The sequence below is a fragment of the Phenylobacterium sp. genome (genome assembly GCF_041913825.1).
In the GTDB taxonomy this organism is placed as follows: domain Bacteria; phylum Pseudomonadota; class Alphaproteobacteria; order Caulobacterales; family Caulobacteraceae; genus Phenylobacterium.
Window position 1 is genome coordinate 39,758 of the sequence record NZ_JAYSEO010000031.1, and the last position, 14,727, is coordinate 54,484.

Here is a 14,727-nt window from a genome sequence, read left to right on the forward strand (position 1 = left end):
TCTATGCCTCAGGCTTCGCCCGGCGCCAGGGCCTTCAGGGAGAGCGCGTGCACCGGACCCGCCAGCTCCTCGGCCAGCGCCTTGTAGACCATCCGCTGGCGCATCACCTTGGGCGCGCCGCGGAACGCCTCCGCCTCGATGAGCACGTTGAAGTGGCTCTCGCCGCCCTCGCGCGCGCCGGCATGGCCGTGATGGCGCGCGGAGTCGTCCTCGATCTCCAGCCGGGTGGGCTGGAACGTGGCCGTAAGCTTGTTCTGGATGGCTTCGAGGATAGCGCCCATCGGCTCCGTCTTCAATTCTTGAAGGGGGATTTCTTCACCCCATACTTGGCGGATGCCCGGCGCGTTTCAATACAAGCCCAAGTTCAAGGACATCCGAGTTCGCCCGCCCTCCGAGGAGGAGGACGCGCGCGCCGAGGACGTGCACGCCCTGAAGCCCGGCGAGCGGGCCTGCGACCACCCCGGCTGCCGCCGCGCGGCGACGGCCCGGGCGCCGAAGTCGCGCGACATGCTCAACGAGCACTACTGGTTCTGCCAGCCGCACGCGGCGGAATACAATCGCAACTGGAACTTCTTCGCCGGCATGAGCGAGGGCGAGGTCCGCCGCCGCCAGCACGAGGAGCTGTTTACCGGCGGCCGGCCCACCTGGGAGATGAAGGCCGGCCGGTTCAGCCGCGAAGCCGCGGCCTTCTCCACGAAGTTCGGCAAGGGCGACGGCTACCGCGACCCCTTCAACCTGTTCGGCGGCGCCGGCGGGGCACAGCCCCGCACGCCTGAACCGGAAGACCGCCGCCTCGGCAAGATCGAGCGCAATGCGCTGGCGGACCTCGACCTCGACGTGAACGCCGACAGCGCCAAGATCCGCACGCGCTACACCGAACTGGTCCGCCGCCTTCACCCGGACGCGAACAACGGCGACAGGACCGGCGAGCACAAGCTCCAGCGAGTGATCAAGGCTTACCAGGCGCTCCGCAAGGCGGGGATGGTCTAGGCCGGGCTCAGGCCAGCGCCCGCCAGGCCACGTAGGCGGCGGTCGCCACCACCATCAGGGCGAAGGCGCGGCGGGCGGCGTCCGCATGGCTCGCCAGCCCACGGGCGGCGGGGGCGCCGGCCAGCGCGCCGATCGCGCCACCCGACACCAGGGCGCCGAACACCGGCCAATCGACGAGCCCCGAGGCCGCGTAGCTCGCGCTCGTCGCTGCCCCGAAGAGGCTCACCGACACCAGCGAGGAGGCCGCGGCGTGGGCCAGGGTCATCCCGGTCGCCACCATCAGCCCAGGCACGATCAGGAAGCCGCCGCCGATGCCGAAGAACCCGGCCGCGAAGCCGGTCGCCAGCCCCACCGGCGCGAGCCGTGTGGTGAGCCTGGGCGTCAGGTGGACGCCTGGGTCGCCCGCCGACTTGCGGGGCAGCAGCATGGACAGCCCCACCAGCGCCATGGCGAGCGCGAACCAGGCGAGCAGACGCTCGCCATCCATCTGTTTGGCGAGGTGTGCGCCCAGCAGCGAGCCGCCGAGGCCCGCGCCGCCGAACACAAGCGCGCAGGGCCACTTCACTCGACCGGCTCTGGCCTGGGTGGCGAGCCCCATGGCGGCGTTCACCGCCACCGCGGCGGCCGAGGTGCCGATGGCCACGTGCGGATCGCGCACGCCCACCAGATAAACCAGCAGCGGGGTGGCCAGGACCGAGCCGCCGCCGCCGAAGACGGTCAGAAGCAGGCCGACCAGCGCCCCGCTGAGCGCCGCGGTTGCCAGCGTCCAGGCGAGGTCCATGGGATCACGCCGCCCGGCGGTTCCAGGGCGCGAGGGCGAGCAGGCGGGCCATGCCGCAGAAGCCGGTGGCGCCGGCGACCGTCAGGCCCGCGCCCACGAATGCGGAGAGGCCGAAGAAGGCGGGATGGGCCGCGAAGCCCAGGGCGACGCCGACGAGCACCAGCAGGCCCGCGGCGATCTGCACCTGGCGCATCAGCTCCAGCGGCGCCCTGCGGTTCTCCTCCACCGGCAAGCCTGCGGCCGCCCAGGCGTCGAGTCCACCGTCGAGGACGTAAGCCTCGCCATCCACCCGCCCCGCCAGCCGGCCGCAGTTGGCCTGGGTGCGCATCCCCGAGCGGCAGGTGAAGACCACGTCCCGATCCGGGGCGAGGCTCAGGTGGGCCTGCTCGAAGGTGGAGAGCGGGCGCGACAGTGCGCCCTTCACATGCCGGCGGGCGAACTCGTCCGGCTCGCGAATGTCGACGAGGATCGCGCGGCCGGCGCGGAGGCGCTCAGCGACGTCCCGCGGCGTCAGGGTCTTCAGGGTGGCGGTCATGGGTCTTCTTCATGTCTGGGGGACAGAAGATCTCCGCGAGCGTCGCCACCACCCGCACCGCGGCGGGGTCATGGATCCGGTACCAGATAGTCTGGCCGTCGCGGCGGGTGGCCACGACGCCTTCCTCCCGCAGTACGGCGAGGTGCTGCGAGAGGGCGGACTGCGAGAGGCCCACCAGGGGCTGGAGTTCCCCCACGGAGCGCTCGCCGTCCGCCAGTTGGCACAGGATCATGAGCCGCCGCTCGTTACCGAGCGCGCGCAGGAGCTTGGCGGCCTCCGCGGCGCTGGCTTCGAACCGGGCAATGTCGAAGTTCGCGAGATCGAACATGGACGCCATATATGAGTTGGTTCTAAATTAGCAAGTACTTATATGTAGGTGGACGCCGCAAAGGAGGCTCCCATGAAACCCCGTGTTCAAGCGTTTTTCGACCGCGCCACCTCCACCGCCAGCTATCTGGTCTCCGATCCCGCCACCGGCCGGGCCGCGATCATCGACCCCGTGCTCGACTTCGAACCGAAGGCGGCGAAGCTTTCCACCGCCTCGGCCGACGCCCTGCTGCAGGCCGTCGCCGAGCAGGGCCTGACGCTCGTCTACGTGCTGGAGACCCACGCCCACGCCGACCACCTGTCCGCGGCCGACCACATCCGCCGCAGGACGGGGGCCCAGGTGGTGATCGGCGCGCGCATAAGGGACGTGCAGAAGGCGTTCATCCCGGTGTTCGAGGCCGACGATGTCACCCCGGACGGCGCGGCCTTCGACGTCCTCCTGGACGAGGGCGACACGCTGCCCCTGGGCGAACTGACGTTGCGCGTGCTGCACACCCCCGGCCACACGCCGGCCTGCGTGACCTATCTGATCGGCGACACCGCCTTCGTGGGCGACACCCTGTTCATGCCGGACTACGGCACGGCCCGGGCCGACTTCCCCGGCGGCGACGCCGCGGCCCTCTACCGCTCGATCCGCAAGATCCTGTCCCTGCCGCCCGAGACGCGGATCTTCGTCGGCCACGACTACCTGCCGGCCGGCCGGGACGAGTACCGCTGGGAGACCACGGTGGCCGAGGAGCGCGCGCGCAACGTCCATGTCCACGATGGCGTGAGCGAGGCGGAGTTCGTCGCCATGCGGCAGGCGCGGGACGCGACCCTGGCGGCGCCGACCCTGATCCTGCCGTCGCTGCAGGTGAATATCCGTGGCGGGGCCCTGCCCCCGCCCACTCCGAAGGGCGCCGTCTTCCTCAGGCTGCCAGTGACGACCGCCTGAGGCCAAGCCGACGCGCGACGCTCAGGCCGCGCGGGCCCGGGCGTCCTCCGCCGGCGCGGCGACCTTGAACGCCGCCACCAGTTGGCCGAGATCGTCGGCCTGGGCCTTCAGGGTGTGGGTGGCCGCGGTGGTCTGTTGGACCATGGCGGCGTTCTGCTGGGTCAGGTGATCCATCTGGTTCACCGCCGTGTTGACCTGCGCCAGGCCGACCGACTGCTCCTGCGCCGAGGCGGCGATCTCGTTGACCAGGCCATCGATGGCGGCCACCTCGCCGGCGATGCCGCTCAGCGCCTCGCCGGTCTGGCCGACCAGGGTGACGCCCTCCGACACCTGCTCGGTGGAAGCCGAGATCAACGCCTTGATCTCCTTGGCCGCCTCCGCCGAACGCTGCGCGAGCGCGCGGACCTCCATCGCGACCACGGCGAAGCCCTTGCCGGCGTCGCCGGCCCTAGCCGCCTCCACCCCGGCGTTCAGGGCCAGCAGGTTGGTCTGGAAAGCGATCTCGTCGATCACCCCGATGATGTTGCCGATCTGCTGGGCCGACTGCTCGATCTGGCTCATGGCGCCCTGGGCGCGGTCCATGACCTCCACAGAGCGCTCGGCCCGCGCCTTGGCGGTGGCGACCATCTCGCTCGCCTGCCGCGCGCCCTCGGCGCTCTTGCGGACCGTGGCGGTGATCTCTTCCAGCGCCGCGGCCGTCTCCTCCAGGCTCGCCGCCTGCTGCTCGGTTCGCCGCGACAGGTCGTCGGCGGCGGCGCCGATCTGCTCGACCCCGCCCGATACGCTCTCGGTGGACTCCGACACCGCCGCCATCGCCTCCTCCAGCGCAGCGACAGCGCTGTTGAAGTCGTCCTTCAGCACCTGGAACTCCGGCGCGACCTCGGCGCTCACGCGGACGCCGAGGTCCCGCGCCGACAGCCGCGCCAGCGCCTGGCCCAGGGCGTTCATCAGCTCGGCCTGGCGGGCTTCGCTCACTTCACGCGCGGCTTCCAGCCGCCGGCGCTCGGCGTCCAGCGTCTCCAGATAGATGGAGATCGCGAAATCCATGTCGAGCAGGGCGGCCTTGATCAGCGTCCCCACCTCGCGGGCCGCCGCAGAGCCGCCCGCCTGGCGGCCGAGCAGGCCCTTCGGCCAGCGGGCCTCGATGACCCCCTCGACCAGGGCGTCGAGGATCACGGCGTAGCCGCCGATGTACCAGCGGGGCTCCAGCCCCAGGCGGGCGTGCGCCTGGCCGATGCCCCGCACCGCCTTCACGTAGGACTCGTCGAACCGAGCCTCGGCGATGATCGACCAGTGGGACTGCTGCGCGCGGCTCGCCGCGTCGATGTGGGCGTCGTCATTGAAGAAGCCCCGGGTGTGCGGCGTCGCCCGCACCTTGCCGTAGAACTTGTCCAGCGCGGGCTTGATCTGCGCCGCCACCAGCGGCTGCAGGTCCTTCAGGACCGCGCGCGCCTCCGCATCCAGATCCAGGAACTCGAGCCGCTCCGGAACGTCGTAATCGTTACCCATGCAACCAACTCCCGCACGAATACTGCCGGAGAAAGGCTTGCCTTGCTTAAGTTGCGCTTAAGGCCGCGACCTCTCGGCCAAACAACCCACGCCTGTGCCTGCTAGAACTTGGCCGAACGCTAGGTGCGCCCTTGGAGGCTAGGCCGCGCGCCGCCCGGTCGCCCCCTCCGACGCCCGGCCCGCCCCGGCCGCCGAGGGATCGACCGTGAAGGTGGCGACCAGCCGACCGAGTTCGTGCGTCTGGCTCTTCAGCGCCTGGGTCGCGGCCGAGGTCTCCTGCACCATGGCCGCGTTCTTCTGGGTGAGCTGGTCCATCTGGGCGACGGCCTGATTGACCTCGTGCAGGGCGGTGGACTGCTCTTGGGACGAGTGCGCCATCTCCTCCACGAGGCCATTGATCTCGCCGACCTGGGCCACGATGGTGGTGAGGGCCTGGCCGGTCTGGCCCACCAGGGTGACGCCCTCAGCCACCTGGTCGGTTGAGGCCGAGATCAATGCCTTGATCTCCTTGGCGGCGTCGGCTGATCGCTGGGCGAGCGCGCGGACTTCCGAGGCCACGACGGCAAAGCCCTTGCCGGCGTCGCCCGCCCGGGCCGCCTCAACCCCCGCGTTCAGGGCGAGCAGATTGGTCTGGAAGGCGATCTCGTCGATCACCCCGATGATCTGGGTGATCTGGCGCGAGGATTCCTCGATCTGGCTCATGGCGGTCACCGCCTCGGTCATCACCTCTCCGGAACGCTCGGCCTGGGCCTTGGCGGTGGAGACCACCTCGCTGGCCTGGCGGGCGCCGGCGGCGCTCTTGGTGACGGTGGCGGTGATCTGCTCCAGTGCGGCTGCGGTCTGCTCCAGGGTCGCCGCCTGCTGCTCGGTGCGCCGGGAGAGCTCGTCCGAGGCGACGCCGATCTGGTCCGCGCCGCTGCCCACCACCTCCGAGGAGCTGGACACCGCGGCCAGCGCCGCCTCCAGCGCACCCATGGCCCGGTTGAAGTCGTCCTTCACCGGCTGGAACCCCTCATCCACCTCGAGCGTCAGCCGCGCGCGCAGGTCGCCTTCCGCCACCCGCGCCAGCGCGTCCGCCAGCGCCTTCACCACCGCGTTCTGCCGGGCCTCGTTGGCCTCGCGTTCGGTCTGCAGGCGCGCCCGCTCGGCGGCCAAGGTGTCGAGATAGATCGAGATGGCGAAGTCCATATCGAGCATGGCGGCCTTCATGAGCGCCCCGCAGGCGGCGCCTGCCGCCTCCGCGCCATCGCGCTTGCCCAGCAGGCCCTTCGGCCAGTGCTCGGCCACCACGGCCGACAGCAAGGCCTCGCAGATCATCGCGTAGCCGGCGATGTACCAGCGAGGCTCCAGCCCGATGCGCGCGTGGGTCTCTCCGATTGCCCGGACCGCCGTCACATAGCTTTGGTCGTACTGGCCCGATGCGATATTGGCCCAGTGGCCCTGCTGGGCGCGCGCCGCGCCGCCGATCTGCGCCTCGTCCTTGAAGAAGGCCCGCACCTTCGGAGTCTTACGCACCTGCTCGTAGAAGCCGTCCAGCGACGGGCCGATGTTGGCGGCGATGACGGGCTGGAGGGCCCGCAACCGCTTACGGGTGTCCTCATCAATACCGATGAAGGACAGTCGTTCTTCGATTGCGTAATTGTCGGCCACCCGACATTCCCCCAAACTGATCTTGCGATACACCTCCTCATTGATGCGGTTAAGCGCGACTTAAGCAGCCACAATGAGCGACGGCCCGCGTAACTACGCCGCAGCCACAGCCACGATCGCGCGAATACTTATCTCGCTCAGGAAAACATCTCGCCTGCCAGCCGACGGCTCGGCCTCTTGCCCGCGGGTCCGCCGCCTGGGATGAGGAGGCGACAGGAGGGACCATGGGCATGACACGCCTGCTGGCCGGCGCGGGGATCGCGCTGGCGCTCGCCACGGCCGCCTCGGGGGCGGAGCCGACGCGCTACCGGCTCGAGCCGGACGCCGTCTGGACCCCCGGCGACGCCCGCCCCCGCCCGGGATTCGCGGTGCTGGTGGAGGGCGACCGGATCGTCGCCGTGGCGCCGCGCGCCGAACTCGCGCACCGCCCGGCCGAGGTGGTTCCGCTCCCCGGCGCGACCCTGATCCCGGGCTTGATCGAGCTCCACTCCCACCTGCTGCTGCACCCATACAACGAGACGCTGTGGGACGATCAGGTGCTGAAGGAGCCCCCCGAGTACCGCACGCTGCGGGCCGGGCGCGACGCCACGGTCACCCTGCGCTCGGGCTTCACCAGCCTGCGCGACCTGGGCTCGGAGGGCGCGGGCGACGCCGACGTGGCGCTGAAGCGGGCGATCGACGAGGGGATCGTGGCCGGCCCCCGGCTCTTCGTGGCCGACCGGGCGATCGTCGCCACCGGCGCCTATGGCCCGCGCAAGGGTTTCCGACCCGACGCCGAGCTGCCTCAGGGGGCGGAGGAGGCGTCGGGCGAGGCCGAGGTGATGGCCGCGGTGCGGCGGCAGTCTGCGGCGGGCGCCGACTGGATCAAGGTCTACTCCGACTACCGGACCGGCCCGGACGGTTCGACCCGCCCGACCTTCAGCCAGCGCGAGCTGGATGTGCTGGTGGAGACCGCCCACTCGTCCGGCCGGCCCGTGGCGGCCCACGCCGCCTCGGACGAGGGCATCCGCCGCGCGGTGCTGGCGGGGGTGGAGACGATCGAGCACGGCTACGGCGCCAGCGAGGCCACCTTCCGGCTGATGAGGCAGAAGGGCGTCGCCTACGTCCCCACGCTCACCGCCAGCGAGGCGACCTCCACCTACTTCCGCGGCTACCGTCCGGGCGGGCCTCCGACTCCGGCCATGGCCGAGGCTGAGCGCGCGTTCCGGCTCGCGCTCCGGCTCGGCGTCACCATCGGCATGGGCAGCGACGTTGGCGTCTTCCCCCACGGCGAGAGCTGGCGCGAGCTCGACTGGATGGTCCGCCACGGCATGACGCCCGCCCAGGCGCTGACCGCCGCCACCGCCACCAACGCAAAGATCCTGCGCCAGGAAGGGCGCCTGGGGCAGGTAAAGGCCGGCTACCTGGCCGACCTTGTCGCGGTGCGCGGCGACCCCACCGAAGGGGTCGCCGCGCTGAAGGACGTGGTGCTGGTGATGAAGGGCGGCGAGATCCACCGCCGCCCCTCCGTAGCGCCCTAGGCCGCCTGCTTCCAGTTCGGCTCCAGGACCACGTGCGGCGGGCACGGGGCGACCTTGAGCTGCGGCAGGCCGGCGATCTCGTTGGCGAAGCCGTGGTTCACGTCGCGGTGGTGGGCCTCGTCGGCGCGGACCACCTCGACCACGTCGCGCAGGGTCGCGGTCTTCGGCAGGCCCCAGTACCGGATGGCGATCTCAGGCGCGGCGACATTCTCGCTGCGGCCCTCGTCGATCTCGGCGAGGTAGTGAGTGTAGCTGATCACCGCCTCTTCCTCGAAGTAGCCCACCACCCGGTGCGCGGTCTTCGAGCTGATCAGGTAGAGGCCGAAGAAGAACAGATAGAAGACCCACTGCACGGCCACGACCACGAAGCGTTCGAACAGGGTTGGCTTGCACACCTCGATGAAGGTCATCAGGTGCATGCGCTCGTTCTCGGCCTCGTCCATCAGGGTCTTGATCCAGCCCCGGTCGTCTTCCATCCGGCGCAGGCACTTCAGGTGGTTGAGGGTCGCGCCGACCATCCCCGGCACGGCGGCCACGGTCTCGAGGACCACGGCGCGGTGGCCGTAGCGTTTGGCGAAGAAGGTGTCGGCGCAGAAGCGGAGCGCCTTGACGAAGCCATAGGCGACCCGGTCCGAGAGGCCGCGGGGCTGGTGGTGGACGGTCAGGTCGACGAGGGGGGCGGTCATCACGCTACTCGCTTGTTCTTGCTGGGGAAGCCGCGTCGGCCGCGGCGTCGATGACCGGCTAGATAGACCGCCCTGCCGTGGCCCGACATTCGGGACGAACCCCTACGTATCAGCCCTTAGGGAGCCCTCCCGAATTTCCCCGGGCGGGGTCGGGGAGCAGGTTCGGGGCAACGAAAGGAGTGCCCCTCATGTCCGGCCAAGACCTCTTCCTCGCCCTGGTGCTCGCCGCCTTCGCGACCTTCGCCGTCACCCTCTTCGGCGTGTCCGCGTGGCAGCGCCTCGGCCGTTAGTTCTGCTGGCGCCCGCGGGCCGCGAACAGCCGGCAGGCCTGCGGATAGCCCTGTATGAAGCTGCGGCTGATCGTTCGGCGGAACCCCATCTCCACACGTAGCTCGCAATAGTAGTCCTGGGGTCCGCCGGCGTACCGCTTGCGCCAGAGGTAGGTGCGCTTGCCGTCGAGGACGAGGTACTCGGTCCAGGGGCCGTAGAGGCCGACCGCGGCGTCCAGTTCCTGGCCGCTCAGCGCGCCTTCAGCGCCGGCCGGCGCGAGCGTCTGACAGCCGCCCAGCGAAATGAGGCCGGCGACGGCCCAGGCGCGCAGCATGGCGAGTTCCCCCCGCCCCATCCCGCCATGGTCCGTCCCCCGGCGGCGTGACGCCGGTCACACCGGCGTGTCGCCCGCCACGGTCGTGCGATGCATCACCCGCAGGTGGCCATCGTAGCCGCCCTCCGCCAGGTGCATGGTGCAGCGGTTGTCCCACATCAGCAGCATCTTCGGCCGCCAGCGGTGGCGGTAGATGAACTCGTCCTGAGTCATGTGGCCGAACAGGAAGCCCAGGATCGCCTGGCTCTCCTTGGGCGTCAGGCCCTCGATCCCCACCGTGTAGACCGGCGAGACGAACAGCGCCTTTCGGCCCGTCACCGGATGGGTCCGCACCAGCGGGTGCGTCAGGGTCTCGTCGGCGGCCTCCGAGACGATGATCTGCATCGTCCGTTTCTCGGTCTCCCGGGCGAAGACGCCCTTGGTCCCATAGGCGCGTCCGGCGGAGTGCACCGCGCGCAGCGGCGCCAGCATGGCCCGCATCGTCGGAGACAGGGCCTCGTACGCCCGCGTGCAGTCGCAGAACAGGGTGTCGCCGCCAACCGGCGGGACCACCTCGGAATGCAGCAAGGTGGCGGCCGGCGGCTGCGCCTGGAAGCTCCAGTCGGAGTGCCAGCCGGCCCCGAAATTGGTGGCCTTCTCGTCCGGCTCCCGGCGCAGCTCCAGCACGTTCGGTCGCCCGGGCATGGGCTTGATGAACGGGTCGTCGCCGAACGGCCCGATCTGCAGCGTGAACGCCTCCAGCTCGTCCAGGGTCAGCGGCTGGTCGGGGAAGCGCACCACCGCGTGCGCGGCCCAGGCGGCCTTCACCTCGGCGAGTTGCTCCCCATCTAGGGGGCGGGAGAGATCTACCCCGGTGATCTCCGCGCCGAAACCGGACGGCTCCGGCCGCACCATCATCGTTCGATAAGCGCCCTCGGCCTGCTTGAGCATGGCGGGTCCTCCCGGCGCCTGTTTTCGGCGCCTGCTGCATTGAACACCCGTTTGCTTCCGCTCGGGCAAGCCTGTAATCCGGAGCCCGTCATGGCCGCTTTCGACACCACCGAAGACAAGCTCATCTCCCTGGTTCCGGACCAGAAGGTCTCCGCGCGCGAGACGTTCGGCGTGGACTTTGACATGCAGGTCCCCGCGTTCGCCGAGCGCGACCCGCACGTCCCCGACGTCGATCCGGCCTACAAGTTCGATCCCGAAACCACCAAGGCGATCCTGGCGGGCTTCGCCTTCGACCGCCGCGTCATGGTCCAGGGCTATCACGGCACCGGCAAGTCGACCCACATCGAGCAGGTGGCCGCGCGGCTGAACTGGCCGATGATCCGGGTCAACCTCGACAGCCACATCAGCCGCATCGACCTGGTCGGCAAGGACGCCATCGTCCTGAAGGAAGGCAAGCAGGTCACCGAGTTCCGCGAAGGCATCCTGCCGTGGGCGATCCAGCGCCCGATCGCGCTCGTGTTCGACGAGTACGACGCCGGCCGCCCCGACGTGATGTTCGTGATCCAGCGCGTGCTGGAAGCTTCGGGCAAGCTCACCCTGCTCGACCAGAACCGGGTGATCCGGTCGAACCCGTTCTTCCGGCTGTTCGCCACGACCAACACCATCGGCCTGGGCGACACCACCGGCCTCTACCACGGCACCCAGCAGATCAATCAGGCGCAGATGGACCGCTGGTCCATCGTGACCACGCTGAACTACCTGGCCCACGACGTGGAAGCCGACATCGTGCTCGCCAAGGCGCCGAACTATCAGAACGCCGACGGGCGCCGGACCATCAACGCCATGGTCCGCGTCGCCGACATGACCCGCAACGCCTTCATGAACGGCGACATTTCCACCGTCATGAGCCCGCGGACCGTGATCACCTGGGCCCAGAACGCCGAGATCTTCGGCGGCGACATCGCGCTCGCCTTCCGGATGACCTTCCTGAACAAGTGCGACGAGCTGGAGCGCGGCACCGTCGCCGAGTTCTTCCAGCGCGCCTTCGGCCAGGACCTGCCGGAAAGCACTGCGCGGGTGCGGGTGGCCTAGGCCCCCACAGGGCTGGACCGCCCGCCCGTCCCAAAGCAATATCGTACGCATTCTTCGAAACGATATTGCTGGGGGAAACGATGATCAGGACCACTCTGGCGGCGCTCGTGCTGGCCACGGGCTTCGCGGGCGCGGCGCAGGCCCAGACGGCCGCGCCGGCCAAGAACGACTACGCCGACAAGGCCAACTGGCTCTGCTACCCGGGCAAGGCGGACGACGCCTGCGCCATCGACCTGACCACCACGGTGGTGAAGGCCGACGGCACGACCAGCGTCGAACGGTTCAAGGCCGATCCGAAAGCCCCGATCGACTGCTTCTACGTCTACCCCACGGTCTCCACCGATCCCGGCGTCACCTCGGACATGAAGGCCAACGCCGAGGAGCTGAACGTGGTGAAGCAGCAGCTCGCCCGCTTCGGCGCCAAGTGCCGGATCTTCGCCCCGCTCTATCGGCAGGTGACGCTGACCGCGCTGCGGGCCGGCATCGCCGGCACGCCCATGCCCGGCTCCATGGATCCGGCGGCGCGCCAGCTCGGCTATAATGACGTGGTCGACGCCTGGAACCACTACCTGACGCACGAGAACAAGGGCCGCGGCGTCGTCCTGATCGGCCACTCCCAGGGCTCGGGCGTGCTGCAGCGGATGATCCCGGCCGAGGTCGAGGGCAAGCCGGTCCAGAAGCAGCTCGTCTCGGCCCTGATCCTGGGCTCCAACCTGGCCGTCGAGGCCGGCAAGGACACCGGCGCCTTCAAGACCATCCCGCTGTGCCGTAGCCCTGGCCAGACCGGTTGCGCCATCTCCTACGTCACCTTCCGCGACACCGTCCCGCCGCCGGCGAATACCCGCTTCGGCAAGGTCGCGACCGCCGGCATGGAAGCCGCCTGCACCAACCCGGCGAGCCTCGCCGGCGGCAAGGGCGAACTGAAGGCGTACCACTCCAACGGGATGGCCATCGCCTCGTCCTCGGTGGCCGCCCCCACCTGGGTGAAGGGCAAGGCCCAGCCGACCACGCCCTTCGTCGCCACACCCGGCCTGCTCACCGGCCAGTGCGTCAGCAAGGACGGCTTCAACTACCTCGAGGTGCACGTGAACGCCGACCCGGCCGACCCGCGCACCGACGACATCTCCGGCGATGTGGTCAACGCCGGCGCGGTCCTGAAGGACTGGGGCCTGCACCTGGTCGACGTGAACGTCGCCATGGGCAACCTCGTCGACATCGTCGGCGAGCAGTCGAAGGCCTATCTGGCCAAGGCCCGCTAAGGCGGCGCAAAGAAAAACGCCCGTCCTCCTCCCGGAGGGCGGGCGCTCTTTCTTCGCGGAAGTCCGCGAGGCGCTACCTTGTCAGCTTGCGTCCGGCCACGAGGCCCATGACGAGGAAGACCAGGAAGCCCACCACGAACAGGAAGAACAGGATCTTGGCGATGCCCGCCGAGGCGCCGGCGATGCCGCCGAAGCCCAGCGCGCCGGCCACGAGGGCGACGATCGCGAAGATCAGAGCCCACTTCAGCATGGCGCTCTCTCCTCAAGACTGAGCCACGACTCGGCTCGGCGGTGAAAACTCGGCTTGGCCGTGGATGTTCCCGGCGCGGGCATCCCGTGTGTTCAAATATCCGGGCGCAACTTCCTTGTTTCGCAGGCGCTCAGGCCTGATCTAAGACGGAAGCCATGGCGAAGACCCCCGAAAGCCCGCTCGAGCCGTTCAAGCGTGCGCTGGCGCACGCGGCGCGCTCGCTCGCCGAGACCCCCGACCTGGAGATCGTCTACTCCGGCGAGGGGCCGCAGCTTTCCGGCAACCGCGCCGTCCTGCCCCACCCGCCCCGCGACCTGACTGGGCCGGATGCGGCCCGCATCCGCGGGCTCGCCGATCAGATGGCGCTGCGCGTGGCGCACCACGACGCCGCCGCCCACGCCAAGGCGCGGCCCGCCTCGGCGCTCGGCCAGCCGATCTACGACGGCATCGAGCAGGCCCGCATCGAGGCCATCGGCTCCAACGCCATGGGCGGCGTTCGCGAGAACCTCAAGGCGGTGATGGAGCAGGCCTGGGCCAAGCGCACCTTCAATCAGGTGGAGGCGCTGGCCAATCCGCCTATGGCCGAGGTGCTGTCGCTGATGGTCCGCGAACGGCTCACCGGCGAGAAGCCGCCGCCGGCCGCCCAGCCGCTGGTCAACCTGTTCCGCGAGGAAGTGGAGGCTAAGGCGGGCGCCGACCTGGACCGCCTCGCCGCCGTGATCGACGACCAGAAGGCCTTCGCCAAGGTCGCGCGCGCCATCCTCCGCGACCTGAAGATGGGCGACGACCTCTCCGACGCGCCCGATCAGATGGAGCAGGACGAGGACTCCGGGGAAGAGGGCGAGCCCGAGGCCAGCGAGGACCAGGACGAGGGCGATGGCGAGGGTCAGTCGCCGCAGCAGACGGCCATGGACGAGTCCGAGGCGACGCACAGCGAGACCGAGGACGCCGACAGCCAGATGATGCAGGCGGAGGACGATCCCGACGCCCAGGACACCGACGAGCCGCCCGAGATGGGCGAGGGCGAGCAGCCCGCCCGCCCGGACTTCAAGGGCGAGGCCAAGGTCGCCACCTACAAGGTCTTCACCACCGCCCACGACGAGGTCGTCTCGGCCGAGGAGCTGTGCGACGGCGAGGAGCTGAGCCGGCTGCGCGCCTACCTCGACCAGCAGCTCGCCAGCCTCTCGAACGTGGTCAGCCGGCTCGCCAACCGGCTTCAGCGCAAGCTGCTCGCCCAGCAGAACCGCTCGTGGAGCTTCGACCTCGAGGAAGGCATCCTCGACGTCGCCCGTCTCACCCGGGTGATCATCGACCCGACGGCGCCGCTCTCCTTCAAGGAGGAGGACGACACGGAATTCCGGGATACGGTCGTCACCATCCTGATCGACAATTCCGGTTCCATGCGGGGACGTCCGATCATGGTGGCCGCGGTCTGCGCCGACATCCTCGCCCGCACGCTCGAGCGCTGCGGCGTGAAGACCGAGATTCTCGGCTTCACCACCCGCGCCTGGAAGGGCGGGCAAAGCCGCGAGGACTGGCTGAAGGCAGGCAAGCCCGCGCAGCCCGGCCGCCTCAACGACCTGCGCCACATCATCTACAAGGCCGCCGACGCCCCCTGGCGCCGCGCCCGGCGCAACCTCGGCCTGATGATGCGCGAGGG

At 69.9% G+C, this 14,727-nt stretch carries 16 protein-coding genes; 6 read left to right on the top strand and 10 right to left on the bottom strand.

Translation table 11 applies throughout. From position 1 onward, the window contains the following. Window positions 1–8 precede the first annotated feature (8 nt). Window positions 9–281, bottom strand: a complete 273-nt coding sequence (locus ACE3Q8_RS20445; RefSeq protein ID WP_374472381.1) for a BolA family protein — start codon at window positions 279–281, stop codon at window positions 9–11. A 52-nt stretch (window positions 282–333) separates the two neighbouring features. Between ACE3Q8_RS20445 and ACE3Q8_RS20450 the strand changes: the two genes are divergently transcribed. After that, window positions 334–990, top strand: coding sequence for a J domain-containing protein (locus tag ACE3Q8_RS20450; RefSeq protein ID WP_374472383.1), 657 nt, complete (start codon window positions 334–336; stop codon window positions 988–990). Between the two features lie 7 nt (window positions 991–997). Here the strand turns inward: ACE3Q8_RS20450 and ACE3Q8_RS20455 are convergent, their stop codons facing one another. The 3 genes from ACE3Q8_RS20455 to ACE3Q8_RS20465 are packed head-to-tail and all read right to left on the bottom strand — an operon-like array spanning window position 998 to window position 2,634. Next, window positions 998–1,771, bottom strand: a complete 774-nt coding sequence (locus tag ACE3Q8_RS20455; protein ID WP_374472385.1) for a sulfite exporter TauE/SafE family protein — start codon at window positions 1,769–1,771, stop codon at window positions 998–1,000. Window positions 1,772–1,775: 4 nt separating this feature from the next. Next, window positions 1,776–2,306: a rhodanese family protein gene (locus ACE3Q8_RS20460; RefSeq protein WP_374472386.1), complete on the bottom strand. Its 531-nt coding sequence runs from the start codon at window positions 2,304–2,306 to the stop codon at window positions 1,776–1,778. Then, the gene (locus tag ACE3Q8_RS20465; RefSeq protein WP_374472388.1) at window positions 2,263–2,634 is read right to left on the bottom strand and encodes an ArsR/SmtB family transcription factor; all 372 of its coding nucleotides are present in this window, start codon (window positions 2,632–2,634) and stop codon (window positions 2,263–2,265) included. The genes ACE3Q8_RS20460 and ACE3Q8_RS20465 overlap by 44 nt, the downstream gene beginning before the upstream one ends. A 72-nt stretch (window positions 2,635–2,706) precedes the next feature. Here ACE3Q8_RS20465 and ACE3Q8_RS20470 point away from each other — a divergent pair, with 72 nt between their 5' ends. Beyond that, window positions 2,707–3,567 carry an MBL fold metallo-hydrolase gene (locus tag ACE3Q8_RS20470; RefSeq protein WP_374472390.1) on the top strand — a complete coding sequence of 287 codons (861 nt, stop codon included), beginning with the start codon at window positions 2,707–2,709 and terminating at the stop codon, window positions 3,565–3,567. A gap of 21 nt (window positions 3,568–3,588) precedes the next feature. On the opposite strand, the gene ACE3Q8_RS20475 is transcribed toward ACE3Q8_RS20470, so the two are convergent. Both ACE3Q8_RS20475 and ACE3Q8_RS20480 read right to left on the bottom strand, forming a co-directional pair. Next, window positions 3,589–5,076 (bottom strand): methyl-accepting chemotaxis protein, encoded by a 1,488-nt coding sequence (locus ACE3Q8_RS20475; RefSeq protein WP_374472392.1) that lies wholly within the window; start codon window positions 5,074–5,076, stop codon window positions 3,589–3,591. Between the two features lie 138 nt (window positions 5,077–5,214). Continuing rightward, a complete protein-coding gene (locus ACE3Q8_RS20480) occupies window positions 5,215–6,726 on the bottom strand; it encodes a globin-coupled sensor protein (protein ID WP_374472393.1) in 1,512 nt (503 codons plus the stop codon). 224 nt (window positions 6,727–6,950) lie between these two features. Here ACE3Q8_RS20480 and ACE3Q8_RS20485 point away from each other — a divergent pair, with 224 nt between their 5' ends. Continuing rightward, on the top strand, window positions 6,951–8,246 hold the full coding sequence (locus ACE3Q8_RS20485) for an amidohydrolase family protein (RefSeq protein ID WP_374472395.1): 1,296 nt from the start codon (window positions 6,951–6,953) through the stop codon (window positions 8,244–8,246). Here ACE3Q8_RS20485 and ACE3Q8_RS20490 read toward each other — a convergent pair. From ACE3Q8_RS20490 to ACE3Q8_RS20500, 3 genes are all read right to left on the bottom strand, one after another. Then, window positions 8,243–8,932 (bottom strand): alternative oxidase, encoded by a 690-nt coding sequence (locus ACE3Q8_RS20490; protein WP_374472397.1) that lies wholly within the window; start codon window positions 8,930–8,932, stop codon window positions 8,243–8,245. The genes ACE3Q8_RS20485 and ACE3Q8_RS20490 overlap by 4 nt on opposite strands. 286 nt (window positions 8,933–9,218) lie before the next feature. Next, complete coding sequence (locus ACE3Q8_RS20495; protein ID WP_374472398.1) at window positions 9,219–9,536, bottom strand: hypothetical protein; 318 nt, start codon at window positions 9,534–9,536, stop codon at window positions 9,219–9,221. Between the two features lie 57 nt (window positions 9,537–9,593). After that, window positions 9,594–10,466 (bottom strand): TauD/TfdA dioxygenase family protein, encoded by an 873-nt coding sequence (locus tag ACE3Q8_RS20500; RefSeq protein WP_374472400.1) that lies wholly within the window; start codon window positions 10,464–10,466, stop codon window positions 9,594–9,596. Between the two features lie 90 nt (window positions 10,467–10,556). Here ACE3Q8_RS20500 and cobS point away from each other — a divergent pair, with 90 nt between their 5' ends. Beyond that, the gene (cobS, locus tag ACE3Q8_RS20505) at window positions 10,557–11,558 is read left to right on the top strand and encodes a cobaltochelatase subunit CobS (protein WP_374472402.1); all 1,002 of its coding nucleotides are present in this window, start codon (window positions 10,557–10,559) and stop codon (window positions 11,556–11,558) included. An 80-nt stretch (window positions 11,559–11,638) separates the two neighbouring features. Further along, window positions 11,639–12,817 carry a DUF3089 domain-containing protein gene (locus ACE3Q8_RS20510; RefSeq protein WP_374472404.1) on the top strand — a complete coding sequence of 393 codons (1,179 nt, stop codon included), beginning with the start codon at window positions 11,639–11,641 and terminating at the stop codon, window positions 12,815–12,817. Between the two features lie 73 nt (window positions 12,818–12,890). On the opposite strand, the gene ACE3Q8_RS20515 is transcribed toward ACE3Q8_RS20510, so the two are convergent. Further along, on the bottom strand, window positions 12,891–13,067 hold the full coding sequence (locus ACE3Q8_RS20515; protein WP_374472406.1) for a DUF1328 domain-containing protein: 177 nt from the start codon (window positions 13,065–13,067) through the stop codon (window positions 12,891–12,893). Between the two features lie 155 nt (window positions 13,068–13,222). On the opposite strand from ACE3Q8_RS20515, the gene cobT reads away from it, so the two are divergent. Then, window positions 13,223–14,727: cobaltochelatase subunit CobT (cobT, locus tag ACE3Q8_RS20520; protein ID WP_374472408.1), on the top strand; the 1,505-nt coding region annotated here is incomplete at its 3' end.

Bases quoted from the DNA above. Each gene is read 5' to 3' on its own strand.
- ACE3Q8_RS20445 (WP_374472381.1), bottom strand. From the start codon at position 281: ATGGGCGCTATCCTCGAAGCCATCCAGAACAAGCTTACGGCCACGTTC.
- ACE3Q8_RS20450 (WP_374472383.1), top strand. From the start codon at position 334: ATGCCCGGCGCGTTTCAATACAAGCCCAAGTTCAAGGACATCCGAGTT.
- ACE3Q8_RS20455 (WP_374472385.1), bottom strand. From the start codon at position 1,771: ATGGACCTCGCCTGGACGCTGGCAACCGCGGCGCTCAGCGGGGCGCTG.
- ACE3Q8_RS20460 (WP_374472386.1), bottom strand. From the start codon at position 2,306: ATGACCGCCACCCTGAAGACCCTGACGCCGCGGGACGTCGCTGAGCGC.
- ACE3Q8_RS20465 (WP_374472388.1), bottom strand. From the start codon at position 2,634: ATGTTCGATCTCGCGAACTTCGACATTGCCCGGTTCGAAGCCAGCGCC.
- ACE3Q8_RS20470 (WP_374472390.1), top strand. From the start codon at position 2,707: ATGAAACCCCGTGTTCAAGCGTTTTTCGACCGCGCCACCTCCACCGCC.
- ACE3Q8_RS20475 (WP_374472392.1), bottom strand. From the start codon at position 5,076: ATGGGTAACGATTACGACGTTCCGGAGCGGCTCGAGTTCCTGGATCTG.
- ACE3Q8_RS20485 (WP_374472395.1), top strand. From the start codon at position 6,951: ATGGGCATGACACGCCTGCTGGCCGGCGCGGGGATCGCGCTGGCGCTC.
- ACE3Q8_RS20490 (WP_374472397.1), bottom strand. From the start codon at position 8,932: ATGACCGCCCCCCTCGTCGACCTGACCGTCCACCACCAGCCCCGCGGC.
- ACE3Q8_RS20495 (WP_374472398.1), bottom strand. From the start codon at position 9,536: ATGCTGCGCGCCTGGGCCGTCGCCGGCCTCATTTCGCTGGGCGGCTGT.
- ACE3Q8_RS20500 (WP_374472400.1), bottom strand. From the start codon at position 10,466: ATGCTCAAGCAGGCCGAGGGCGCTTATCGAACGATGATGGTGCGGCCG.
- cobS (WP_374472402.1), top strand. From the start codon at position 10,557: ATGGCCGCTTTCGACACCACCGAAGACAAGCTCATCTCCCTGGTTCCG.
- ACE3Q8_RS20510 (WP_374472404.1), top strand. From the start codon at position 11,639: ATGATCAGGACCACTCTGGCGGCGCTCGTGCTGGCCACGGGCTTCGCG.
- ACE3Q8_RS20515 (WP_374472406.1), bottom strand. From the start codon at position 13,067: ATGCTGAAGTGGGCTCTGATCTTCGCGATCGTCGCCCTCGTGGCCGGC.